We start from the raw sequence: 22,568 nt of genomic DNA on the forward strand, positions 1-22,568 counted from the left end.
ATACCGCGCGGCGATACCGCTAACGAAAGGCCAATGCCATGACTCAGGGTTGGAAAAAGTCGGACTGGCGCGCCCGCCCGCGCGTGCAGATGCCGGATTATCCCGATACCGCCGCGCTGAACGCCGTCGAGGCGCAGCTCGCCAAGTATCCGCCGCTGGTCTTTGCCGGCGAGGCGCGGCGGCTGAAGAAGCAACTGGCGCAGGCGGCGACGGGCAAGGCCTTCCTGTTGCAGGGCGGCGACTGCGCCGAGAGCTTTGCCGAGTTTTCCGCCGACAACATCCGCGACACTTTCCGCGTCATGCTGCAGATGGCCGTGGTGCTGACCTTCGGCGCCAAGGTGCCGGTCATCAAGGTCGGCCGGATGGCGGGCCAGTTCGCCAAGCCGCGTTCGGCGCCGACCGAGGTGATCGGCGGGGTGGAATATCCCAGCTACCGCGGCGACATCATCAACGGCTTCGAGGCCACGCAAGAGGCCCGCATTCCCGATCCGAAGCGGATGTTGCAGGCCTATACCCAGGCTGCCGCCAGCCTGAACCTGCTGCGCGCCTTCTCGACCGGCGGTTTTGCCGACATCCACCGGGTGCATTCCTGGACCCTTGGCTTTGCCGAGCATGACAAGGCCGAACGCTACCGCGAGCTGTCGAACCGCATCTCCGATGCGCTCGACTTCATGAACGCCGCCGGGGTGACTTCGGACAATGCCGAAGTGCTGAGCCGGGTGGACTTCTACACCAGCCACGAGGCGCTGCTTCTGGAATATGAAGAGGCGCTGTGCCGGGTCGACAGCCTGACCGGGCAGAACGTGGCGGGTTCGGGTCACATGATCTGGATCGGGGATCGCACCCGCCAGCCCGATGGCGCGCATGTCGAATTCTGCCGGGGTGTCTTGAACCCCATTGGCCTGAAATGCGGCCCGACCACGACGGCGGAAGACCTCAAGGTGCTGATGGCCAAGCTGAACCCGGAAAACGAGGCCGGCCGGCTGACCCTGATCGCGCGCTTCGGCGCCGGCAAGGTCGGCGACCACCTGCCGCGCCTCATCAAGGCGGTGCAGGAGGAGGGCGCATCGGTGCTGTGGTCCTGCGACCCGATGCACGGCAACACCATCAAGGCGGCCTCGGGCTACAAGACCCGGCCCTTCGATTCGGTGCTGCGCGAAGTGCGCGAGTTCTTCGCGATCCACAAGGCCGAGGGCACTATCCCCGGCGGCGTGCATTTCGAGATGACCGGCAAGGATGTGACCGAATGCACCGGCGGCCTGCGTGCGGTGTCGGATGAAAATCTGGCGGACCGCTACCACACCGCCTGCGATCCGCGGCTCAATGCCAGCCAGGCGCTGGAGCTGGCGTTCCTTGTGTCGGAAGAACTGTCGGCCCAGCGCGCCGATGCCCGCCGCGCCGCGCTGTAAGGCAGATTGCAGACTGCAGAAGGGCGGCTCACGTGGGGCCGCCCTTTTCGTTTAGCGCGACACCACCAGCCGCAGGTGCGGCCTGCCGCCCGGCGGCGTGAAGGGGCGCGGCGGCTCGGCAAAGGCCGGCTCGGCAAGGGCCGGGGCCGACTGCATCGGCAAAGGCTCGCGCAGCAGGCGGCTGATGGTGAAGCGGCGCGGGGCGCGGCCGATCTCGCCGCGGACGCACAGGCAGCCCAGCGCCAGATCCGGTTCGCCCTGCGATCCGATCAGCGGCAGCAGCTGCATCCGCGCCATGAGCGCCGGCCGCCCGATGCCGCGTTCGGCCACCAGCCACAGATCCAGCACCTGCTCGCCGCGAAACAGCCCGCCCATGGCCTCGTTCAGCCGGGTGCGGGCCACCGGCTCCAGCAGCGCGGTGAGCGGCATGCCCCGCACCTCCATGCCCAGAAGGTCGGAGATCGCCATGCCGGCAAGGCGCAGCCGCGCGTGGCCGGGGGCGACCTGTTCGACCAGAAACACCTGTTCCAGCGCCGAGGCCATGCCGCGCGGGTTGATGTCGGCGCGGCGCGGCAACCGGCCATCCCTGCGCATCGCTTCCCAATAGGCGCGCACCTCTTGCAGCTGGCGGAAATCGCCATCCCTGCCGCGCAGGCCGCCCCCGGTCTTGCCGTCGATGTACCAGACCATCTGCGACCTCGCCCCTTGCTGACCTGACAATGACCCAAGCCGCCCCGGACTGCCCGTCCGGGGGGATGCCGCGTCATCGTCGTTACCATTTTCTTAACATAGCCGATCTGAAACGCCTTTTGCGGATAATCTCGACAAATGGTAAACATCGCCGGGATATGCAGAGGGGGCCTCGGATGACCGTTTCCATGACCGGATTTGCCGCGCGGCGCGGGCAGGGGGCGGGGCACAGCTGGGGCTGGGACATCCGCAGCGTCAACGGCAAGGGGCTGGACCTGCGGCTCAGGGTGCCGGACTGGATCGACGGGCTGGAACTTGCCTTGCGCGGCGAACTGGCCAAGGCGCTCAGCCGCGGCAATGTCAGCCTGTCGCTGCGCGTGGCGCGCGACGGCATGGGCGACGGGGCCGAAGGGCTGCGGGTCAACGCCCCGGCCCTCGCCGCCGTGCTGACAGCGATGAGCGAGGTGGAGCAGGCGGCCATGGCGGCGGGCGTCACGCTGGCGCAGGGCACGGCGGCGGATGTGCTGGCGGTGCGCGGCGTTCTGGACACCACCGCTGTCGAGATCGACACCGCGCCCCTGCGCGCCGCGATCCTTGCCGATCTGGCCCGGCTTCTGGCCGATTTCGCCACCATGCGCGCCGCCGAGGGGGCAGCGCTTCAGGGGGTGATCGCGGGGCAGCTCGAGGCGCTTGCCCGCCTGACCGCCGATGCAGCGCGCGAGGCCGCCGCCCGCCGCGAGGCCACCGCCGCCGGCCTGCGCGAGGCGCTGGCCAAGGTGCTGGCCAATGCCGAGGGCGTGGATGAAACCCGGCTGGCGCAGGAACTGGCGCTGATCGCGGTGAAGAACGATGTCACCGAAGAGCTGGACCGTCTGGCCGCCCATATCGGCGCGGCCCGCGCGCTCTTGGCCGAACCCGGCCCCGTGGGGCGCAAGTTCGACTTCCTGATGCAGGAATTCATGCGCGAGGCCAACACCTTGTGCTCCAAGGCGCAGTCGCTGGCCCTGACGCGGATCGGGCTTGACCTGAAAACGGTCATAGATCAGATGCGCGAGCAGGTTCAGAACGTGGAATGACAATGGCCCAGACCCAGCCCCGCCGCGGGCTACTTCTCATCCTCTCCTCGCCTTCGGGCGCGGGCAAATCCACCCTTGCCCGCCGGCTGATGGACTGGGACCCGACCTTGCGCTTTTCGGTCTCGGCCACCACCCGCAGCCCCCGTCCGGGCGAGGCGGACGGGCGGGAATACTATTTCAAGACCCGCGATCAGTTCGAGGCGATGGTGGCGGAAGGCGAGATGCTGGAACATGCCGAGGTCTTCGGCAATTTCTATGGCAGTCCGAAAGGCCCGGTCGAGGCCGCGATGAAGGAAGGCCGCGACACGCTGTTTGACATCGACTGGCAGGGCGGCCAGCAGATCCGCAACTCGGCCCTTGGCCGTGACGTTGTGTCGGTCTTCGTCCTGCCGCCCTCGATCGCCGAGCTGGAGCGCCGGTTGCGGTCGCGCGCGCAGGATTCGGACGAGGTGATCGCGGGGCGCATGGCGAAATCGCAGGCCGAGATCAGCCATTGGGCCGAATATGACTATGTGATCGTCAACACCGACATCGACAAGGCCTTCGCCGAGCTTCTGACCATCCTTCAGGCCGAGCGGATGCGCCGTGACCGCCAGCCGGGGTTGGCCGAGTTTGTCCGCGGTCTCAACAGGGAGTTCGAAGCGCGATGATCTATGAACTGGACGGCGTGAAGCCCGAGATCGACCCGACGGCATGGATCGCCCCGACCGCCGTGCTGATCGGCAACGTCATCGTCGGCCCGCGGGCGAACATCTGGTTCGGCGCGGTCTTGCGCGGTGACAATGAACCCATCGTGGTGGGCGAAGGGTCGAACATTCAGGAAAACTCGGTGCTGCATACCGACATGGGTTATCCGCTGACCATCGGCGCCAATTGCACCATCGGCCACAAGGCGATGCTGCACGGATGTACGATCGCCGACGGCAGCCTGATCGGCATGGGCGCGACGCTGCTCAACGGCGCGAAGATCGGGGCCGGCTCGCTGGTCGGCGCCTGCGCGCTGGTGACGGAAGGCAAGGACATCCCGCCCGGCTCGCTGGTGATGGGCGCACCCGCCAAGGTGGTGCGCGAACTGGACGAAGCGGCGCAGGCCCGGCTCTTGAAATCCGCCGCTGGCTATCAGGCCAATGCCCGGCGCTTTGCCGCCGGCATGAAGCCCCTCGGCTGACGCCGTCCGGCCACCGGTTTGACATGGGCCGGGGCCGGACCTAGGTTGCCCCGCCATGACTGAAAGCGCGACAGAACACCCGCCCAAGGCCCGGATCAACCGCGCCGTGATCTTCATCCTGATCACGGTGTTTCTCGACATGGTGGGCTTTGGCATCATCATCCCGGTCCTGCCGGCGCTGATCGGCGCAGTCGGCCATGTCACGCTTGGCGAGGCGGCGGTGATCGGCGGTTGGATGGCGGCGGGCTATTCGCTGGCGCAGTTCCTCTCCGGCCCCTTCCTTGGCAACCTGTCCGACCGCTACGGCCGGCGGCCGCTGCTGTTGCTGGCGATCTTCGGGCTGGGAGTGGATTTCCTCCTGCACGCGCTGGCCCCGACGCTGGGCTGGCTGTTTCTGGGCCGGATTCTGGCCGGGTTCTGCGGCGCAAGCTGGGTAATCGCCAATGCCTTCATCGCCGACATCACCCCGCCCGAGGAGCGCGGCCGCGCCTTTGGCCTGATGGGGGCGGCCTTTGGCCTTGGCTTCGTCATCGGCCCGGCTCTGGGCGGGCTTCTGGGCGAGTTCGGGCCGCGCGTGCCGTTCTATGTTGCGGCCGTGGTGTCCGGGTTGAACCTGATCTACGGGCTTTTCGTGCTGCCCGAGACGCTGGCCCCGGAAAACCGCCGCCGCTTCGACTGGCGCCGCGCCAACCCCTTTGGCGCCTTCAAGGTGTTCCGCAGCTATCCGGGCGTCTTGCCGCTTTGTGCCGTCATGGCGATGTTCTTCTTCTTTTCCTCGGTCTACCCGGCGATCTGGCCGTTCTGGGGCAAGGCGAATTTCGGCTGGTCCGAGGCGATGGTCGGTCTGACGCTGGCGGTCTTTGGCGTGGTCATGGCGGTGTTTCAGGGGCTGCTCACGGGGCCTGCGGTGAAGCTCTGGGGCGAGTTTCGGGTGGCGGTGATCGGGCTTCTGTGCGCGGCCATCGCGGCCACGGGCTATGGCTTTGTCGGCTCGCTCAGCATGGTTGTAGTGCTGATGCTGGTGCATGGGCCGGAAGGCTTCGTGCATCCGATGCTGACCGCCATCCTGTCGAGCCGCGTGCCGGAAAATGCCCAGGGCGAGTTGCAGGGCGGCATCAGCGCCATCACCAATCTGGCGATGCTGGCGGGGACGGTGTTCTTCGCGCAGATCTTCGGCTGGTTCATGCGGCCCGAGGCGGCGAACCCGACACCCGATGTGCCCTATTTCGTCGCCGGCGCGGGGCTGGTGCTGACGCTTCTGGCGATGATCCGGGCGACGCGGAAGGAACAGTCATGAGCGAGGAACGCTTCACCGGCTCCTTCACCCAGCAGGAGCCGATCCCGGAAGCGGGAATCGCGGCGGCGCTCGCGGTGCTGCGCCATGGCCGGCTGCACCGCTACAACGAGGCGCCGGGCGAGATTGCCGAAACCGCGCTGCTCGAGGAGGAATTCGCCGCGCTGACCGGCGCGAAATACTGCCTTGCCGTGGCCTCGGGCGGCTATGCGCTCGGCTGCGCGCTCCGGGCGGTGGGGCTGGCGCCGGGCGAGCCGGTGCTGACCAATGCCTTCACGCTGGCCCCGGTGCCGGGGGCGATCGCGGCGGCGGGCGGCAAGCCGGTCTTCGTCGAAGTGACCGAGGATCTGACGCTGGATTTCGCCGACCTTGCGGCCAAGACCAAAGCGACCGGGGCGCGGCTTCTGATGCTCAGCCACATGCGCGGGCATCTGTGCGACATGGAGGCGCTGGCGGCGCTTTGCGACCATCTGGGCGTGACGATCATCGAGGATTGCGCCCATACCATGGGGGCGGCGTGGAAGGGCGTGCCGTCGGGGCGGCAGGGGCTGGTGGGGTGCTATTCGATGCAGACCTACAAGCACATGAATGCGGGCGAGGGCGGCTTTCTGATTTCCGACGATGCCGAAGTCATGGCCCGCGCCATCCTCTTGTCCGGCAGCTACATGCTTTACGCCAAGCACCGCGCCGCTCCGGGGCCGGAGGTGTTTGACCGGGTGCGGATGGAAACGCCGAACGTCTCGGGCCGGATGGACAACCTGCGCGCCGCGATCCTGCGCCCGCAACTGCCGACGCTGGCCGAGCGGGTGGACCGCTGGGCCGCGCTTTACCAGACGCTGGAGGCGGGCCTGCAGCACACGCCGGGCCTGCGGCTGGTCACACGCCCGACTGAGGAAACCTATGTCGGCTCCTCGTTCCAGTTCCAGCTGCCGGGCTGGTCCGATGCCCGCATCGGGCTGTTCCTGACGCGCTGCATCGCCCGCGGGGTGGAGCTGAAATGGTTTGGCGCCGATGAGCCGGTGGCCTTCACCTCGCGCTATGACCATTGGCGCTATGCCGCGCCGCAAAGCCTGCCGCAGACCGACCGCATCCTGAAAGGCCTGGTCGACATGCGCCTGCCGCTGACCTTCAGCCCCGCGGATGTGGCGCTGATCGGCCGCATCATCCGCGCCGAGGCGCTGGCGGTGGGGCAGGGGCCGGAGCCGGAAACGGTCGTCCCGCCGCGCGTGCAGTGAGGCGCGACCCGGCGCTGGCGGCCTATGTGGCGCTGACGCTCCTCCTGCTGTGGTCGGCCGCCGATCGCTGGGCGCCTTACCATGGCGCGGCCGCGGCCTGCCGGGTGGGCCATGTCATCGACGGCGACACGGTGGAGCTTCGCTGCGGCGCCGAGCGGCGCAGCGCCCGGCTGGTGGGCGTCGACACCCCCGAGACGCATGACCCGAAATGCCCGGCAGAGGCCGCCCTTGGCCGCAAGGCCACCGAACGGCTGCGGGCGCTGCTGGCTGCCGGTCCGGTGGCGGTCTTTCGGCAGGGCTTCGACAAATATCGCCGCGATCTGGTGGTGCTGACTGTTGCGGGCCGCGATGTGGGCGCGGTGCTGGTGGCCGAGGGGCTGGCGCGGGCCTATCATGGCGGCGCGCGCGGTGGCTGGTGTGGCTGAAGGGGCCTCAGCCCCCTCGCGCGTGCCGCGCCATGCCATTGGTTCCTTGGATCAATGGCGAAACCAATGGCAAACCCCGAGGATATTTCCGAACAGATGAAGGCCGGAGGCGGGCGAGTCGGGGCGTCGGGGGCCATGGGCCGCGCGCGCTGGTCCGCCCGGGAAAACGTGGCGCGGAAATTTCGGCATACAATTGCATACGGTCGCCACAAATCCACGCTGCAAGGCGCTTTATTCCGCCGCTCCTGCGTTGACCCCGCCAAGGGGGCAGGGTAAACGAAGCCAAGAGATCAAGCGGCCACAAGGGCCGTGGCTCGCCCGTTGCCAGCCAAAGGAGACCGCTCGTGGACAATCCGCTGTTGCGAGAATACCTGCCGATCCTCGTTCTTCTTGCCATTGCTGTCGGACTTGGCCTTGTGCTGATCCTCGCCGCCGCCGTGATTGCCGTGCGCAACCCCGACCCGGAGAAGGTTTCGGCCTATGAATGCGGGTTCAACGCCTTTGACGATGCGCGCATGAAGTTCGACGTGCGGTTCTACCTCGTGTCGATCCTGTTCATCATCTTCGACCTTGAAGTTGCGTTCCTTTTCCCCTGGGCGGTGGCCTTTGGCGAAATCTCGATGCTGGGGTTCTGGTCGATGATGGTGTTCCTTGGCGTTCTGACCGTGGGCTTTGCCTATGAATGGAAGAAGGGGGCCTTGGAATGGGCGTGATGACCGGCGCGAATACCGCGGGGGCCGACCGCGAGGTGGCCACCCAGGCCCTGAACCGCGAGTTGCAGGACAAGGGGTTCCTCCTCACCACCACCGAGGACATCATCAACTGGGCGCGCAATGGCTCGCTCCATTGGATGACCTTCGGTCTGGCCTGCTGCGCGGTCGAGATGATGCACACCTCGATGCCGCGCTATGACCTTGAGCGGTTCGGCACCGCGCCGCGCGCCAGCCCGCGCCAGTCCGACCTGATGATCGTCGCCGGCACCTTGACCAACAAGATGGCCCCGGCGTTGCGCAAGGTCTATGACCAGATGCCCGAGCCGCGTTATGTGATCTCGATGGGGTCCTGCGCCAATGGCGGCGGCTATTACCACTACAGCTATTCGGTGGTGCGCGGCTGTGACCGCATCGTTCCGGTCGACGTCTATGTGCCGGGCTGCCCTCCTACGGCCGAGGCGCTCCTGTACGGTATCTTGCAGTTGCAGCGGAAGATCCGCCGCACCGGCACCCTTGTGCGCTGAGAGGTTCAAATGTCGGAAGCCCTTGCAGAACTTGGCGCCTATCTGGAACTGAAGCGGCAAGATGCCGTGGTGGCCACGGAGATCGCCTTTGGCGAGCTGAACGTCACCGTGCAGCCTGCGCATCTGGAAAGCTTTGTCGAATTCCTGCGCGACGATGCCGCCTGCCGGTTTACCTCGCTGGTCGACATCACCGCCGTCGACCACCCCGAGCGCGACCCGCGCTTTGACGTGGTCTATCACTTCCTGTCGATGTACCAGAACATCCGCATCCGGGTGAAGCTGGCGACCTCCGAGGAAGAAATGGTGCCCTCGATCGTGGCGCTGCATCCCGGCGCCAACTGGCTGGAGCGCGAGGTGTTCGACATGTTCGGCATCCTGTTCTCGGGCCACCCCGACCTGCGCCGGATTCTCACCGACTACGGCTTCCGCGGCCATCCCCTGCGCAAGGATTTCCCGACCACCGGTTATACCGAGGTGCGCTATGACGAGGCGCAAAAGCGCGTGGTCTATGAGCCGGTGAGTCTGGTGCAGGAATATCGGCAGTTTGATTTCATGTCGCCGTGGGAGGGTGCGCAATACATCCTTCCGGGCGACGAAAAGAAGGCGGGGTAAGCCATGGACGGCGACATTCGGCAGAACTCCTACGACGACGGCAGCCGCGACGCAGAGGCCGGCGAGCATCGCATTCGCAACTTCAACATCAACTTCGGCCCGCAACACCCTGCCGCGCATGGTGTTTTGCGTCTGGTGCTGGAGCTTGACGGCGAGATTGTCGAACGCTGCGACCCCCATATCGGGCTGTTGCACCGCGGCACCGAAAAGCTGATGGAAAGCCGGACCTATCTGCAGAACCTGCCGTATTTCGACCGGCTGGATTATGTGGCGCCGATGAACCAGGAACATGCCTGGTGTCTGGCGATCGAGCGGCTGACCGGCACCGAGGTGCCGCGGCGGGCGAGCCTGATCCGGGTGCTTTACAGCGAAATCGGCCGCATCCTGAACCACCTCCTGAACGTCACCACGCAGGCGATGGACGTCGGCGCCCTGACCCCGCCGCTCTGGGGCTTTGAGGAACGCGAAAAGCTGATGGTGTTCTATGAGCGGGCCTGCGGGGCGCGGCTGCACGCCGCCTATTTCCGCCCCGGCGGCGTTCACCAAGACCTGCCGCCGGCGCTGATCGACGACATCGAGCAGTGGGCCAAGGAATTCCCGCGGGTTCTGGCCGACCTGCACGGGCTTCTGACCGAAAACCGCATCTTCAAGCAGCGCAATGCCGATATCGGCATCGTGACCGAGAAGGACATTTCCGACTGGGGCTTCTCTGGCGTCATGGTGCGCGGCTCGGGCCTGCCGTGGGATCTGCGCCGCAGCCAGCCCTATGAGCTGTATTCGGAATTCGACTTCCAGATTCCGGTCGGCAAGAACGGCGACTGCTATGACCGCTACCTCTGCCGCATGGCCGAGATGGACGAAAGCCTGAAGATCATCCATCAGGCGATTGCCAAGCTGCGCGCGCCCGAGGGCCAAGGCGACGTGATGGCGCGCGGCAAGATCAGCCCGCCGAAGCGGGGCGAGATGAAGCGCTCGATGGAAGCGCTGATCCACCATTTCAAGCTTTACACCGAGGGCTTCCACGTTCCGGCGGGCGAGGTTTACGCCGCGGTCGAGGCCCCGAAGGGGGAATTCGGCGTCTATCTCAAGGCCGATGGTTCGAACAAACCCTACCGCGCCAAGATCCGCGCGCCGGGCTACATGCACCTGCAATCCATGGACTACATCTGCAAAGGCCACCAGCTTGCAGACGTCTCCGCGATCATCGGCACGATGGACATCGTGTTCGGGGAGGTTGACCGCTAATGCTGCGCCGTCTGCACAAAGACCAGCCTGCGTCCTTTGAATTCACCCCGGCGAACCTTGCCTGGGCCAAGGGGCAGATTTCCAAATACCCCGAGGGCCGTCAGGCCTCGGCGGTCATTCCCTTGCTGTGGCGCGCGCAGGAGCAGCACGGCTGGCTGACCCGCCCGGCGATCGAACATGTCGCCGACATGCTGGGCATGGCCTATATCCGGGCGCTGGAAGTGGCGACCTTCTACTTCATGTTCCAGCTGCAACCCGTTGGTTCTGTTGCCCATATCCAGATCTGCGGTACGACGTCCTGCATGATCTGCGGCGCCGAGGAGCTGATTGCGGTTTGCCAGGAGCTGATCTCGAAAGCCCCGCATGCCCTGTCGGCGGATGGCAAGTTTTCCTGGGAAGAAGTCGAATGCATGGGCGCCTGCGCCAATGCCCCGATGGCGCAGATCGGCAAGGACTATTACGAAGACCTGACGGCCGGAAAGCTGCGCGACCTGATCGGCCGCTTCTCCAAGGGCGAGGTTCCGGTGCCGGGGCCGCAGAACGGCCGCTATGCCGCCGAGCCGCTGACCGGGCTGACCAGCCTGAAAGAGTTTGAATCGGGGCGCAAGCAATACAATGCCTCGGCCCAGCTGGCCGTCGACATCCGCGACACCGTGAAGCGCATCGACGGCACCGAAGTGCCGCTGACCACGCCCTGGCTTGGGGTGCCGGTGGCGACCAAGGCCAAGGCGGCGGTGAAGGAAGCTGCCGGCGCGGTGGCCGCCAAGGCCGCCGAGGGCGTGGCCAAGGCTGAAAAGGCCGTGAAGGCCAAGGTTGCCGAAGTGGCCGCCAAAGTCGTGGCCAAGGCCGAAGCGGGCAAGCAGCCCAAGGCGCTCAAGGCGCCGAAAAAGGGCAAGGCCGATGATCTGAAGACCCTCGAAGGCATCGGCCCGGCGCTGGAAAAGCTGCTGAACGATCTGGGCATCTTCCACTTCGACCAGATCGCCGTTTGGGGTGAGGCCGAGATTGCCTGGATCGACGGCAACCTCAAGGGCTTCAAGGGCCGCGCCAGCCGCGACCGCTGGGTGGCGCAGGCCCGGCTGATCGGCGAGGTGGGGGTCGAGGAATTCCTCACCCGCGCCAAGACCAACAATTACTGACGGGGGCAGGGGATGGCTGACCATCATCACGAACACGAACCCGTTGACGGCCCCTGGGCCGGCGGCTGGCTGGTGGCGGCGGGCGCGGGGCTTCTGGCTGCCGTGGCCGCGCGGGCGATCGGCGATGTCGCCCTGTCGCCGGCGGTGCTGGTCGGCCTTGTGACCTTCGGCGTCTTCGGCGTGCTGCTCGGATCGGGCGGCGTCGAGCGGGCGGAATTCGACGACCATGGCGATGACCATGGTCACGCGCATCATTAAGGGCGATGCGGTGAGCGGCCCCGGGCGGGATCAGGAAACGGCGAAACAGGCGCGGCTGGCCGCGATTGTGCTGGCCGGCACCATGATCCTGTGGATGGGGGCGCAGGTTGTGGGCGGCGAGATGGGGTGGCCGGCGAAATACACCCTGCTCGTCGATCTTGCGGCGCTGGCCGGGTTCATCTGGTCATTGGCCGTGACGTATCAGATCTGGCGCAAGCGCCGGGGTTAGGAAGAGGGGCATCATGCTCAAGGATCAGGACCGCATCTTTACCAACCTCTACGGGATGCATGACCGCTCCCTTGCGGGCGCGAAGAAGCGTGGCCACTGGAACGGCACGGCCGACCTCATCAAGCTCGGCCGCGACAAGCTGGTGGAGATCGTCAAGGCCTCCGGCCTGCGGGGCCGGGGCGGGGCGGGCTTCCCGACGGGTCTGAAATGGTCCTTCATGCCGAAGCAGTCCGATGGCCGCCCGTCCTATCTGGTGATCAACGCCGACGAATCCGAGCCCGGGACCTGCAAGGACCGCGAGATCATGCGGCATGACCCGCACACGCTGATCGAAGGCGCGCTGATTGCCTCTTTCGCCATGGGGGCGAACACCTGCTACATCTACATTCGCGGCGAATACATCCGCGAGCGTGAGGCGCTGCAGGCGGCGATCGACGAATGCTATGAGGCGGGGCTTCTGGGCAAGAACGCCGCGAAATCCGGCTGGGATTTCGACCTTTACCTGCACCACGGCGCCGGCGCCTATATTTGCGGCGAGGAAACCGCGCTTCTGGAAAGCCTTGAGGGCAAGAAGGGCATGCCGCGGATGAAGCCGCCGTTCCCGGCTGGCTCGGGTCTGTACGGCTGTCCGACCACGGTGAACAACGTCGAATCCATCGCCGTCGTTCCGACCATCCTGCGCCGCGGGGCCGACTGGTTCGCCTCCTTCGGCCGCCCGAACAACGCCGGGACCAAGCTTTTCGGCATCTCGGGCCATGTGAATAACCCCTGCGTGGTTGAAGAAGCCATGTCGATCCCGCTGAAAGAGCTTTTGGAGCGGCATTGCGGCGGCGTGCGCGGCGGCTGGAAGAACCTGAAAGCGGTCATTCCGGGCGGCTCTTCGGTGCCTTTGCTGACGCAGGCCCAGTGCGACGATGCGCTGATGGATTTCGACTGGCTGCGCGAGCAGCGCTCGGGTCTTGGCACCGCGGCGGTGATTGTCATGGACAATTCGACCGATGTCATCAAGGCGATCTGGCGGCTGTCGAAGTTCTACAAGCATGAAAGCTGCGGCCAATGCACGCCCTGCCGTGAAGGCACCGGCTGGATGATGCGGGTGATGGACCGGCTGGTGCGCGGCGAGGCGGAGGTCGAGGAAATCGACATGCTGCTTTCCGTCACCAAGCAGGTTGAAGGCCACACGATCTGCGCCCTTGGCGACGCGGCGGCCTGGCCGATCCAGGGCCTTGTCCGCGCCTTCCGCGAGGAGATCGAGGACCGCATCAAGGCGAAGAAGACCGGCCGCATGGGCGCGCTGGCGGCCGAGTAAGTGAAGGGGATTGCGATCATGTCCATGGGTCTTCTGACCGCTTGCGTCGCACCGGGCTCGCGCCCGATGCCGCTGGCTGCCAGCGGGCCGGTGTCCGTGTCGCATGAGGGCGTGGCCTATCTCGTCGACCTGCAGCCGACGCTCACAGGCGCGCAGATGACGATTTCGGCCGAAACCGACGCGCTGGCCTTCGATCAGGGCCTGACTGCCAAGCGCGTGGCCGAACGCTTTTGCGCCGGGCGCGGCGGCCGGGTCGATCCGCGGGCGCTTGGCCGCTTTGTCGGCGGAAACTGGCTGTTCGACGGGGGCTGCGCATGACGATGACAGCCGCCCGTCATGGCATATCAAAGGGGTTTGCCCCATCTGAAGGGGCAGGCAAACCTTTGGAGGCCCTCATGAAAACCACCTTGCCCCTTGCTTTCGCCCTGATCGCCGCCCCCGCCTTGGCGCTGGAGCCGATCACTGCGGAAAAGCACATCAATGAAACCCTGCTCATGGGCTTCATTGCCGATGCCATTGACGACAATTGCGACACCATCTCGGCCCGCAAGCTGCGGGCGCTGGGAGAACTGATGTCGCTGCGGGATTACGCGCTCGACAAGGGCTATAGCCGTGACGAGGTTTCGGCCTTTGTCGAGGACAAGGCCGAAAAGACCCGCCGCAAGGCCGCCGCCGCCGACTGGCTTGCGGCGCGCGGCGCGGTGCCGGGGCAGGGTGCGGCCTTTTGCACGGTGGGTGCGGAAGAAATCGCCAAGGATACGCTCATCGGGCAGCTGTTGCGGTCCGACGAGTAAGGGCGCGGGAAAGAGATTGCCGGTTTCGGGAAGGCCCGGAGGCGGAACCAGTGAAGGACGGGTAGGCAGATGACCAACCTCAAGAAGATCAGCATCGACGGCATCGAGGTCGAGGTGGATGGCGCGATGACCATCATTCAGGCCGCCGAGGTGGCGGGCGTGGAAATTCCGCGCTTCTGCTACCACGAGCGGCTGTCGATCGCGGGCAACTGCCGGATGTGTCTGGTCGAGGTCGTCGGTGGCCCGCCGAAGCCCGCCGCCTCCTGCGCCATGCAGGTGCGCGACCTGCGCCCCGGCCCGAACGGCGAGGCGCCGGTGGTCAAGACCACTTCGCCGATGGTGAAGAAGGCCCGCGAGGGGGTGATGGAGTTCCTGCTCATCAACCACCCGCTCGATTGCCCGATCTGCGATCAGGGTGGCGAATGCGACCTGCAGGATCAGGCGATGGCCTACGGCGTCGACTTCTCGCGCTACCGCGAGCCGAAGCGCGCCAGCGACAACCTGAACCTCGGCCCCTTGGTCAAGACCGAGATGACGCGCTGCATCTCCTGCACCCGCTGCGTGCGCTTCACCACCGAGGTCGCCGGCATCACCCAGATGGGCCAGACCGGCCGGGGCGAGGACAGCGAGATCACCAGCTACCTGAACCTGACGCTGGATTCGAACCTGCAGGGCAACATCATCGACCTCTGCCCGGTCGGCGCGCTGACCTCGAAACCCTATGCCTTCACCGCCCGCCCGTGGGAGCTGACCAAGACCGAGTCGATCGACGTGATGGACGCGCTTGGCGCCAACATCCGCATCGACACCAAAGGCCGCGAAGTCATGCGCATCCTGCCGCGCAACCATGACGGCGTGAACGAGGAATGGATTTCCGACAAGTCGCGCTTCATCTGGGACGGTCTGCGCCGGCAGCGGCTGGACACGCCCTACATCCGCGAGAACGGCAAGCTGCGCAAGGCGTCGTGGGGCGAGGCGCTGGGTGCCGCCGCCGCCGCGATGAAGGGCAAGAAGGTGGCCGGCCTTGTGGGTGATCTCGCCCCGGTCGAGGCGGCTTATTCGCTGAAAACGCTGGTGGAATCGCTCGGCGGTTCGGTGGAATGCCGCACCGACAATGCGAAGCTTCCGGTGGGCAACCGCTCGGCCTATGTCGGCACCGCCGCGATCGAGGACATCGACTCGGCCAAGGTGATCCTGCTGATCGGCACCAATCCGCGCGTCGAAAGCCCGGTTCTGAACGCCCGCATCCGCAAGGCCTGGACCAAGGGCGCGATGGTGGGGCTGATCGGCGAAGCCGCCGATCTGACCTATGACTACAAGCACATGGGCACTGACCGCGCCGCGCTGGTCGATCTGGTGGCCAAGGTGCAGGCCAAGGACAACACCGTCGTCATCATCGGCCAGGGCGCGATCAATGAGGCGGACGGCGAGGCGGTTCTGTCGCAGGCCATGGCCTATGCGACGGGGGCAGGGGCCAAGTTCATGGTGCTGCATACGGCTGCGGGTCGTGTCGGCGCGATGGATGTCGGCGCCGTCACCGAGGGCGGTCTGGCCAAGGCCACCGAAGGGGCCGAGGTGATCTACAACCTCGGGTCCGATGAGGTGGACATCGCCGCCGGTCCCTTCGTGATCTATCAGGGCAGCCATGGCGACCGCGGCGCGCTGCGCGCCGACGTGATCCTGCCGGGTGCCGCCTATACGGAAGAAAACGGGCTCTTCGTCAACACCGAGGGCCGCCCGCAACTGGCGATGCGTGCCGGCTTCGCGCCGGGCGCGGCCAAGGAAAACTGGGCGATCCTGCGGGCGCTGTCGGCCGAGGTCGGCCAGACCCTGCCGTGGGACAGCCTTGCGGCCCTGCGCGCCGCGCTTGTCGCCAAGCACCCGCACCTCGGGCGCATCGACGAGGTGGCGGCGAATGACTGGCAGCCGCTGGCGGTCAAGGCCCCGGCCAAGGCCACCTTCCGGCCCGCGGTCCGCGAGTTCTACCTGACCAACCCCATCGCGCGGGCCTCTGCCGTGATGGGCGAGCTGGCGGCGATGGCGTCGGCCCGCGCCTCCGGCAAACTGGCGGCGGAGTAACCGGCCCATGCGCGCTACCTGCCAGACGCTTGGCCTGATCGGGATCGCTTCGGCGGTTCTGGTCGGCTGCGGCGGGGGCAGCGAGCAGGCTTCGCAAGGGACGGTCGCGCCCCGCTACACCGGGATCGAGACCATCCTGCTGGACGGCGATCTGGTGAATTTCCGGGTGGAGATGACCGGCGCGCGCGACAATCGGGACGTGGCCGCCTATGCGGCCTGTGCTGCGGCGCAATATGCGCTGATCCGGGGCTTTGGATTTGCCCGTCATGTGCGGACAAATGTCGATAATCAGGGTGGAACTTGGCGCGGGGATGCGGTTTACACCATCTCGGCGGCGCTGCCCGAAGGGTTGAAAACGATAGATGCCGAAGTGACCGTGCGCGACTGTGCTGCGCAAGGTATACCAACGGTTTAAGGCCAAAAGGCTAAAGGGACGTGAGGGATCATGGCTGACTTCTTTCAAACGGGCCTCGGAATTGCGGTGCTGATTGCGCTGCAAAGCCTTGCGATCATCGCCTTCGTGATGCTGAGCCTTCTGTTCCTCGTCTACGGCGACCGGAAGATCTGGGCGGCGGTGCAGATGCGCAAGGGGCCGAACGTGGTGGGGGCCTTCGGGCTTTTGCAATCGGTGGCCGACGCGCTGAAATATGTCGTCAAGGAAATCGTCATCCCGGCCGGCGCCGACCGCCCGGTGTTCTTCCTTGCCCCGATGCTGTCCTTCGTCCTCGCCATCCTCGCCTGGGCGGTGGTGCCCTTCGATCAGGGCTGGGTCCTGGCCGACATCAACGTGGCGATCCTCTTCGTCTTTGCCGCCTCCTCGCTTGAGGTCTACGGCGTCATCATGGGCGGCTGGGCCTCGAACTCGAAATACCCCTTCCTCGGCTCGCTGCGGTCGGCGGCGCAGATGATCTCCTACGAAGTCAGCCTTGGCCTCATCATCATCGGCATCATCATCTCGACCGGCTCGATGAGCTTTGGGTCCATCGTGGCGGCGCAGGACGGCGATCTGGGCCTTCTGAACTGGTACTGGCTGCCGCATTTCCCGATGGTGTTCCTGTTCTTCATCTCGGCGCTCGCGGAAACCAACCGCCCGCCCTTCGACCTGCCGGAAGCGGAATCGGAACTCGTCGCCGGCTTCATGGTGGAATATTCCTCGACCCCGTACCTTCTGTTCATGGCCGGCGAATACATCGCCATCTTCCTGATGTGCGCGCTGATTTCGCTGCTGTTCTTCGGCGGCTGGCTGTCGCCCATCCCCGGCATCGCCGATGGCTGGTGGTGGATGGTGGCGAAGATGTGGGTGTTCTTCTTCTTCTTCGCCATGGTGAAGGCCATCGTGCCGCGCTACCGCTATGACCAGCTGATGCGGATCGGCTGGAAAGTCTTCCTGCCGATGTCGCTGGCCTGGGTCGTGATTGTGTCCTTCCTGGCGAAGTACGAAGTGTTCGGCACCTTCTGGGCGCGCTGGACGGTGGGCGGCTGATCCATGGGCATTTCGGTTCCCCTTTTCCGCCAACTGGCCGAGCTTGGGCCGCGCATCGCGCGTCCCGAGGCCTCGGTCATGCTTGGCCGGCAGAAGTCGGTGCTGAAAGCCCGCAACCGCGCCTATTACAAGACGGCGCTGAAGGATTACGGCCACAAGGCCAAGGTGGACGAGCTGTTCGACGACAGCGGCTTTGCCGAGCCGATGCTGGAAAAGCTGGGCTTCGGCGCGGTGCAGACCATGGATTTTTCCGCCTACGAAGGCGCCGAGATCCTGCACGACCTGAACCAGCCGGTGCCGAAGGATCTGCACGGCCGCTTCGACTTCATTCTCGACGGCGGCACGCTGGAACATGTGTTCAACGTCGCGCAGTCCTTCCAGAACATCTTCCACATGCTGCGGGCGGGCGGCACCTTCGTGTCTGCAACGCCCTTCAACGGCTGGCCAGGGCATGGCTTTTATCAGTTCCAGCCCGATCTTGTCTGGTCGTTCTGGAAATACATGGCGCATTGCGAAGTGGTGCGCTGCATCGCCCTGCCGAATGATCCTGAAATGCGGTCCTTCGATCTGCCCGACAACAAGGGCGCGTCGCGGCGACGCGAATATGACGACAAGCTGCCTCCGGGCCGCGTGTTCCTGTATTATGAGGTCCGCAAACTGGCGGACAGCCACCTGGGCGGAGCGGCCTTGCAGGCCGACTACGAGACCAAGTGGAAGAAAAGCTCTGACGAGGAGAGCGAGCAATGAGCATCGACTTTGGCCGCGCCACCAAATACTTCCTGCTGATGGATTTCATCAAGGGCTTCGGCCTTGGCATGAAGTATTTCTTCGCCCCCAAGGCGACGCTGAACTACCCGCATGAAAAGGGCCCCTTGTCGCCGCGCTTCCGCGGTGAACATGCGCTGCGCCGCTATCCGAACGGCGAGGAACGCTGCATCGCCTGCAAGCTCTGCGAGGCGATCTGCCCGGCGCAGGCCATCACCATCGACGCCGAACCGCGCGACGACGGCTCGCGCCGGACCACGCGCTATGACATCGACATGACCAAATGCATCTATTGCGGCTTCTGCCAGGAGGCCTGCCCGGTCGATGCCATCGTCGAGGGGCCGAACTTCGAGTTTTCGACCGAGACCCGCGAGGAACTGTTCTACACCAAGGAAAAACTCCTTGAGAACGGCGCCCGCTGGGAGGCCGAGATCGCCCGCAACCTTGAACTCGACGCCCCGTACCGGTGATCTGACATGACCGAAGCCTTCACGCAGATCTTCCAGCAGATGATGGAGCAGGGCCAGAAGATGGCGGCTGCCTTCCGTCCGGCCCTGGAGGGCATGGATGTGAAGGGCTTTGAAAAGCTCTTTCCGACCATGCCGAAAGAGTGGATCGAGGCCTGGTTCGGCAAGACCTTCAACCCCGAGGGGCTGGACGCCCGCACGCGCCTTCTGGTGACGATTGCGGCGCTGACGGTGCTGGGCGCGCAGGCCGAGCCGCAGATGCGGCTGACCATCCGGCAGGCGCTGACGGCAGGGGCCACGAAACGCGAGATCGCCGAGGTGATCTGGCAAATGAGCATGTTCGGCGGCCTGCCCGCCATGCAAAAGGCGCTGGAAATCGCCCAGTCCGTCTTTGCCGAGACCGAGGAGAAAGACGCATGACCGTCGCAGATTACGCCTTCTATGCCTTTGCCGTGGTGACGGTGGCCGCGGGCCTGATGGTTACCGTCAGCCGCAACCCGGTGCATTCGGTCTTGTGGCTGATCCTCGCCTTCCTGTCCTCGGCCGGGCTCTTCGTGCTTCTGGGCGCCGAATTCGTCGCCATGCTGCTCATCATCGTCTATGTCGGCGCGGTGGCGGTCTTGTTCCTGTTCGTGGTCATGATGCTCGACGTCGACTTCACCGAACTTAAGGGCGAGATGGCGCGCACCATGCCCTTGGCGCTTTTGGTGGGGGTGGTGATCCTGATGGAACTGGCGCTTGGCGTCGGCGCGTGGACTCAGGCCGAGGGCGCCATGGGCCTGCGCGCCGCGGTGGCGCCGGCGGCGGATCAGGTGGAGAACACCCGCGCGCTGGGGTTGATGCTCTATGACAAATACATCCTCCTATTCCAGCTTGCCGGCCTGATCCTGCTGGTCGCCATGATCGGCGCGATCCTTCTGACCATGCGGCACAGGAAGGACGTCAAGCGCCAGAACGTGCTGGCCCAGATGTGGCGCGATCCGGCCAAGGCGCTGGAGCTGAAGGATGTGAAACCGGGGCAGGGGTTGTGACTTTGGTGGGTCATTGACCCACCCTACGCAATGACGGGCAGGGTGGGGCTCTACCCTGCGCCGATAGGACGACAGGTAGGGTGGGTCATTGACCCACCATCCAGACAAGACAATGGGCACCAAGCCCTGAGGGACATGAGAATGGTAGGACTTGAACATTACCTGACGGTGGCAGCGGCGCTGTTCGTCATCGGCATCTTCGGCATCTTCCTGAACCGGAAGAACGTCATCGTCATCCTCATGTCGATCGAACTGATGCTTCTGGCGGTGAACATCAACTTCGTCGCCTTCTCCTCCTACCTCGGCGATCTCGTCGGGCAGGTCTTCACCCTGTTCGTGCTGACCGTGGCCGCCGCCGAAGCGGCGATCGGTCTGGCGATCCTCGTGGTGTTCTTCCGCAACCGCGGCACCATCGACGTCGAAGACGTCAACGTGATGAAAGGCTGACGCGATGGCTCAGATCATTCTCTTTGCTCCGCTGATCGGGGCCATCCTCTGCGGCTTTGGCTGGCGCCTGATCGGCGAGAAGCCGGCGCAGATCCTGACCACTGCGATGATCTTCCTCGCCGCCGCGCTGTCGTGGAACATCTTCCTGACCTTCGACGGCGTGACCCAGCACATCACCGTGCTACGGTTCATTGAATCCGGTGCGCTGTCGACCGAATGGGGCATCCGGCTTGACCGGCTGACCGCCATCATGCTGGTGGTGGTGAACTCGGTCTCGGCACTCGTCCATCTCTACTCGTTCGGCTACATGGCGCATGACGACAACTGGGCGCATGGCGAGCCCTACCGGGCGCGCTTCTTCGCTTACCTCTCGTTCTTCACCTTTGCCATGCTGTCGCTGGTCACGGCCGACAACCTTGTCCAGATGTTCTTCGGCTGGGAAGGCGTGGGCGTCGCCTCCTACCTCCTGATCGGCTTCTACTACCGCAAGCCCTCGGCCAATGCCGCCGCCATTAAGGCCTTTGTCGTCAACCGCGTCGGTGACTTCGGCTTTGCCCTTGGCATCTTCGGCCTCTTTTACCTGACCGACTCGATCAAGTTCGACGACGTGTTCGCCGCCGCTCCGGTGCTGGCCGAAACCAACCTGCGCTTCCTCTGGACCGAATGGAATGCCGCCAACCTGCTGGGCGTTCTCCTGTTCATCGGCGCCATGGGCAAGTCGGCGCAGCTTCTCCTGCACACCTGGCTGCCGGACGCGATGGAAGGCCCGACCCCGGTGTCGGCGCTGATCCACGCCGCGACCATGGTGACGGCGGGGGTGTTCCTCGTCTGCCGGATGTCGCCGCTTTACGAATACGCGCCCGAGGCCTCGGCCTTCATCACCGTCCTTGGCGCCACCACCGCCTTCTTCGCCGCGACCGTGGGTCTGGTGCAGAACGACATCAAGCGCGTCATCGCCTATTCGACCTGTTCGCAGCTTGGCTACATGTTCGTGGCCGCCGGGGTGGGCGTCTATCCGGTGGCGATGTTCCACCTGTTCACGCACGCATTCTTCAAGGCCATGCTGTTCCTTGGCGCCGGCTCGGTCATCCATGCCATGCACCATGAGCAGGACATGCGGAATTACGGCGGTCTGCGCAAGAAGATCCCGCTCACGTTCTGGGCCATGCTGATCGGCACGCTTGCCATCACAGGCGTCGGCATTCCGCTGACCCATTACGGCTTTGCCGGCTTCCTGTCGAAAGACGCGGTCATTGAGTCCGCCTATGCCGGCTCCAGCTATGCCTTCTGGCTTCTGGTGGTCGCCGCCTTCATGACCTCGTTCTACTCGTGGCGCCTGATGTTCCTCACCTTCTGGGGCAAGCCGCGCGGCGACCATCATGCCCATGACCATGCGCATGAATCGCCGGCCACCATGCTGGTGCCGCTCGGGGTTCTGGCCGCCGGCGCGGTGTTCGCGGGCATGCTGTGGTATGGCGTCTTCTTCGGCGACGAGGCGAAGATGCGGTCGTGGTTCGCCATGGCCCCGGCTGCCGCGCATGGCACCGAACACGGCACCGAAGAGGCTGCGGCCGAGGGTGAGGCCACCACCACCGAACACGCCACCACCGAAGCCGCTCCGGCCGAAGGGGAGGCTGTCGCCGCCACCGAGGCTGGCCACGACGAGGCCGCGGTGACGGCCGAAGCCGCGCCCGAGGCAGGCCATGCCGCCCCCGGCGCGGCTCCGGCCGGCGCGATCTTCATGGATGTGAAGGGCGCCCCCACGCTTCATGCCGCGCATGAGGCGCCGGTCTGGGTCAAGGTCTCGCCCTTCATCGCCATGATCCTTGGGCTGGCGCTGGCGTGGAAGTTCTACATCCGCAGCCCCGAGCTGCCGGCCAAGCTGGCCGCCCAGCAGCGCCCGCTCTACCTGTTCCTCCTGAACAAGTGGTATTTCGACGAGCTTTACGAGGTGATCTTCGTGCGCCTGGCGAAAGCACTTGGCCGGTTCCTCTGGCAAAAGGGCGATGGCTCGGTCATCGACGGCGCCTTGAACGGCATCGCCATGGGGATCATCCCCTTCTTCACCAGGCTCGCGGGCAAGGCCCAGTCGGGTTATGTCTTCACCTACGCCTTTGCCATGGTTCTGGGGATCGCATCGCTCCTCACCTGGACGGTTCTCGGGGGTCACTGAACC

At 65.3% G+C, this 22,568-nt stretch carries 27 protein-coding genes; 26 read left to right on the plus strand and 1 reads right to left on the minus strand.

Annotation, left to right across the window (positions count from 1 at the left end; all coding sequences use genetic code 11):
* The first annotated feature begins 38 nt into the window (after positions 1-38).
* Positions 39-1,409: a class II 3-deoxy-7-phosphoheptulonate synthase gene (locus tag G4Z14_RS00895; RefSeq protein WP_164622868.1), complete on the plus strand. Its 1,371-nt coding sequence runs from the start codon at positions 39-41 to the stop codon at positions 1,407-1,409.
* A 51-nt stretch (positions 1,410-1,460) separates the two neighbouring features.
* Here the strand turns inward: G4Z14_RS00895 and G4Z14_RS00900 are convergent, their stop codons facing one another.
* Complete coding sequence (locus tag G4Z14_RS00900) at positions 1,461-2,099, minus strand: PAS domain-containing protein (RefSeq protein WP_164622870.1); 639 nt, start codon at positions 2,097-2,099, stop codon at positions 1,461-1,463.
* A 176-nt stretch (positions 2,100-2,275) separates the two neighbouring features.
* Here G4Z14_RS00900 and G4Z14_RS00905 point away from each other — a divergent pair, with 176 nt between their 5' ends.
* From G4Z14_RS00905 to nuoL, 25 genes are all read left to right on the plus strand, one after another.
* Positions 2,276-3,175: a YicC/YloC family endoribonuclease gene (locus G4Z14_RS00905; RefSeq protein WP_164622871.1), complete on the plus strand. Its 900-nt coding sequence runs from the start codon at positions 2,276-2,278 to the stop codon at positions 3,173-3,175.
* Positions 3,176-3,177: 2 nt separating this feature from the next.
* Entirely contained in the window at positions 3,178-3,825 is a 648-nt protein-coding gene (gene gmk / locus G4Z14_RS00910) for a guanylate kinase (RefSeq protein WP_164622873.1), read from the plus strand.
* The gene (locus G4Z14_RS00915) at positions 3,822-4,343 is read left to right on the plus strand and encodes a gamma carbonic anhydrase family protein (protein WP_164622874.1); all 522 of its coding nucleotides are present in this window, start codon (positions 3,822-3,824) and stop codon (positions 4,341-4,343) included. Before gmk ends, G4Z14_RS00915 begins: the two co-directional genes overlap by 4 nt.
* Before the next feature lie 55 nt (positions 4,344-4,398).
* A complete protein-coding gene (locus G4Z14_RS00920; RefSeq protein ID WP_164622875.1) occupies positions 4,399-5,640 on the plus strand; it encodes a TCR/Tet family MFS transporter in 1,242 nt (413 codons plus the stop codon).
* A complete protein-coding gene (locus G4Z14_RS00925) occupies positions 5,637-6,872 on the plus strand; it encodes a DegT/DnrJ/EryC1/StrS family aminotransferase (protein ID WP_164622876.1) in 1,236 nt (411 codons plus the stop codon). Before G4Z14_RS00920 ends, G4Z14_RS00925 begins: the two co-directional genes overlap by 4 nt.
* Positions 6,869-7,297: a thermonuclease family protein gene (locus G4Z14_RS19140; RefSeq protein WP_164622877.1), complete on the plus strand. Its 429-nt coding sequence runs from the start codon at positions 6,869-6,871 to the stop codon at positions 7,295-7,297. The genes G4Z14_RS00925 and G4Z14_RS19140 overlap by 4 nt, the downstream gene beginning before the upstream one ends.
* 344 nt (positions 7,298-7,641) lie before the next feature.
* Positions 7,642-8,010 (plus strand): NADH-quinone oxidoreductase subunit A, encoded by a 369-nt coding sequence (locus G4Z14_RS00935; protein ID WP_321572987.1) that lies wholly within the window; start codon positions 7,642-7,644, stop codon positions 8,008-8,010.
* Positions 8,001-8,534: a NuoB/complex I 20 kDa subunit family protein gene (locus tag G4Z14_RS00940; protein ID WP_227751453.1), complete on the plus strand. Its 534-nt coding sequence runs from the start codon at positions 8,001-8,003 to the stop codon at positions 8,532-8,534. Before G4Z14_RS00935 ends, G4Z14_RS00940 begins: the two co-directional genes overlap by 10 nt.
* Positions 8,535-8,543: 9 nt before the next feature.
* Entirely contained in the window at positions 8,544-9,146 is a 603-nt protein-coding gene (locus G4Z14_RS00945) for an NADH-quinone oxidoreductase subunit C (protein WP_164622878.1), read from the plus strand.
* Between the two features lie 3 nt (positions 9,147-9,149).
* On the plus strand, positions 9,150-10,391 hold the full coding sequence (locus G4Z14_RS00950; RefSeq protein WP_164622879.1) for an NADH-quinone oxidoreductase subunit D: 1,242 nt from the start codon (positions 9,150-9,152) through the stop codon (positions 10,389-10,391).
* Positions 10,391-11,530 (plus strand): NADH-quinone oxidoreductase subunit E, encoded by a 1,140-nt coding sequence (locus G4Z14_RS00955; RefSeq protein ID WP_164622880.1) that lies wholly within the window; start codon positions 10,391-10,393, stop codon positions 11,528-11,530. Before G4Z14_RS00950 ends, G4Z14_RS00955 begins: the two co-directional genes overlap by 1 nt.
* A 12-nt stretch (positions 11,531-11,542) precedes the next feature.
* Positions 11,543-11,788, plus strand: coding sequence for a hypothetical protein (locus G4Z14_RS00960; RefSeq protein ID WP_164622881.1), 246 nt, complete (start codon positions 11,543-11,545; stop codon positions 11,786-11,788).
* Positions 11,769-12,017, plus strand: a complete 249-nt coding sequence (locus tag G4Z14_RS00965) for a DUF5337 domain-containing protein (RefSeq protein WP_164622882.1) — start codon at positions 11,769-11,771, stop codon at positions 12,015-12,017. Before G4Z14_RS00960 ends, G4Z14_RS00965 begins: the two co-directional genes overlap by 20 nt.
* Before the next feature lie 13 nt (positions 12,018-12,030).
* Positions 12,031-13,326, plus strand: a complete 1,296-nt coding sequence (gene nuoF, locus G4Z14_RS00970; RefSeq protein ID WP_164622883.1) for an NADH-quinone oxidoreductase subunit NuoF — start codon at positions 12,031-12,033, stop codon at positions 13,324-13,326.
* Positions 13,327-13,344: 18 nt separating this feature from the next.
* Entirely contained in the window at positions 13,345-13,644 is a 300-nt protein-coding gene (locus G4Z14_RS00975) for a hypothetical protein (protein ID WP_164622884.1), read from the plus strand.
* A 77-nt stretch (positions 13,645-13,721) separates the two neighbouring features.
* Positions 13,722-14,120, plus strand: coding sequence for a DUF5333 domain-containing protein (locus G4Z14_RS00980; protein ID WP_164622885.1), 399 nt, complete (start codon positions 13,722-13,724; stop codon positions 14,118-14,120).
* Positions 14,121-14,189: 69 nt separating this feature from the next.
* Complete coding sequence (nuoG, locus tag G4Z14_RS00985; RefSeq protein WP_164622886.1) at positions 14,190-16,199, plus strand: NADH-quinone oxidoreductase subunit NuoG; 2,010 nt, start codon at positions 14,190-14,192, stop codon at positions 16,197-16,199.
* A gap of 7 nt (positions 16,200-16,206) precedes the next feature.
* Complete coding sequence (locus G4Z14_RS00990; RefSeq protein WP_164622887.1) at positions 16,207-16,614, plus strand: hypothetical protein; 408 nt, start codon at positions 16,207-16,209, stop codon at positions 16,612-16,614.
* A gap of 30 nt (positions 16,615-16,644) precedes the next feature.
* Positions 16,645-17,682: an NADH-quinone oxidoreductase subunit NuoH gene (gene nuoH / locus G4Z14_RS00995; RefSeq protein ID WP_164622888.1), complete on the plus strand. Its 1,038-nt coding sequence runs from the start codon at positions 16,645-16,647 to the stop codon at positions 17,680-17,682.
* Between the two features lie 3 nt (positions 17,683-17,685).
* Positions 17,686-18,429, plus strand: coding sequence for a class I SAM-dependent methyltransferase (locus G4Z14_RS01000; RefSeq protein ID WP_164622889.1), 744 nt, complete (start codon positions 17,686-17,688; stop codon positions 18,427-18,429).
* On the plus strand, positions 18,426-18,917 hold the full coding sequence (gene nuoI, locus G4Z14_RS01005; RefSeq protein ID WP_164622891.1) for an NADH-quinone oxidoreductase subunit NuoI: 492 nt from the start codon (positions 18,426-18,428) through the stop codon (positions 18,915-18,917). Before G4Z14_RS01000 ends, nuoI begins: the two co-directional genes overlap by 4 nt.
* A gap of 6 nt (positions 18,918-18,923) precedes the next feature.
* Positions 18,924-19,334: a carboxymuconolactone decarboxylase family protein gene (locus G4Z14_RS01010; RefSeq protein ID WP_164622893.1), complete on the plus strand. Its 411-nt coding sequence runs from the start codon at positions 18,924-18,926 to the stop codon at positions 19,332-19,334.
* Positions 19,331-19,945: an NADH-quinone oxidoreductase subunit J gene (locus G4Z14_RS01015; protein ID WP_164622895.1), complete on the plus strand. Its 615-nt coding sequence runs from the start codon at positions 19,331-19,333 to the stop codon at positions 19,943-19,945. Before G4Z14_RS01010 ends, G4Z14_RS01015 begins: the two co-directional genes overlap by 4 nt.
* 141 nt (positions 19,946-20,086) lie before the next feature.
* Positions 20,087-20,392, plus strand: coding sequence for an NADH-quinone oxidoreductase subunit NuoK (nuoK, locus tag G4Z14_RS01020; protein WP_164622897.1), 306 nt, complete (start codon positions 20,087-20,089; stop codon positions 20,390-20,392).
* 4 nt (positions 20,393-20,396) lie between these two features.
* A complete protein-coding gene (gene nuoL, locus G4Z14_RS01025) occupies positions 20,397-22,565 on the plus strand; it encodes an NADH-quinone oxidoreductase subunit L (protein ID WP_164622899.1) in 2,169 nt (722 codons plus the stop codon).
* The last annotated feature ends 3 nt before the right edge of the window (positions 22,566-22,568 follow it).

This window comes from Tabrizicola oligotrophica, assembly GCF_011008935.1.
Taxonomy (GTDB): domain Bacteria; phylum Pseudomonadota; class Alphaproteobacteria; order Rhodobacterales; family Rhodobacteraceae; genus Tabrizicola_A; species Tabrizicola_A oligotrophica.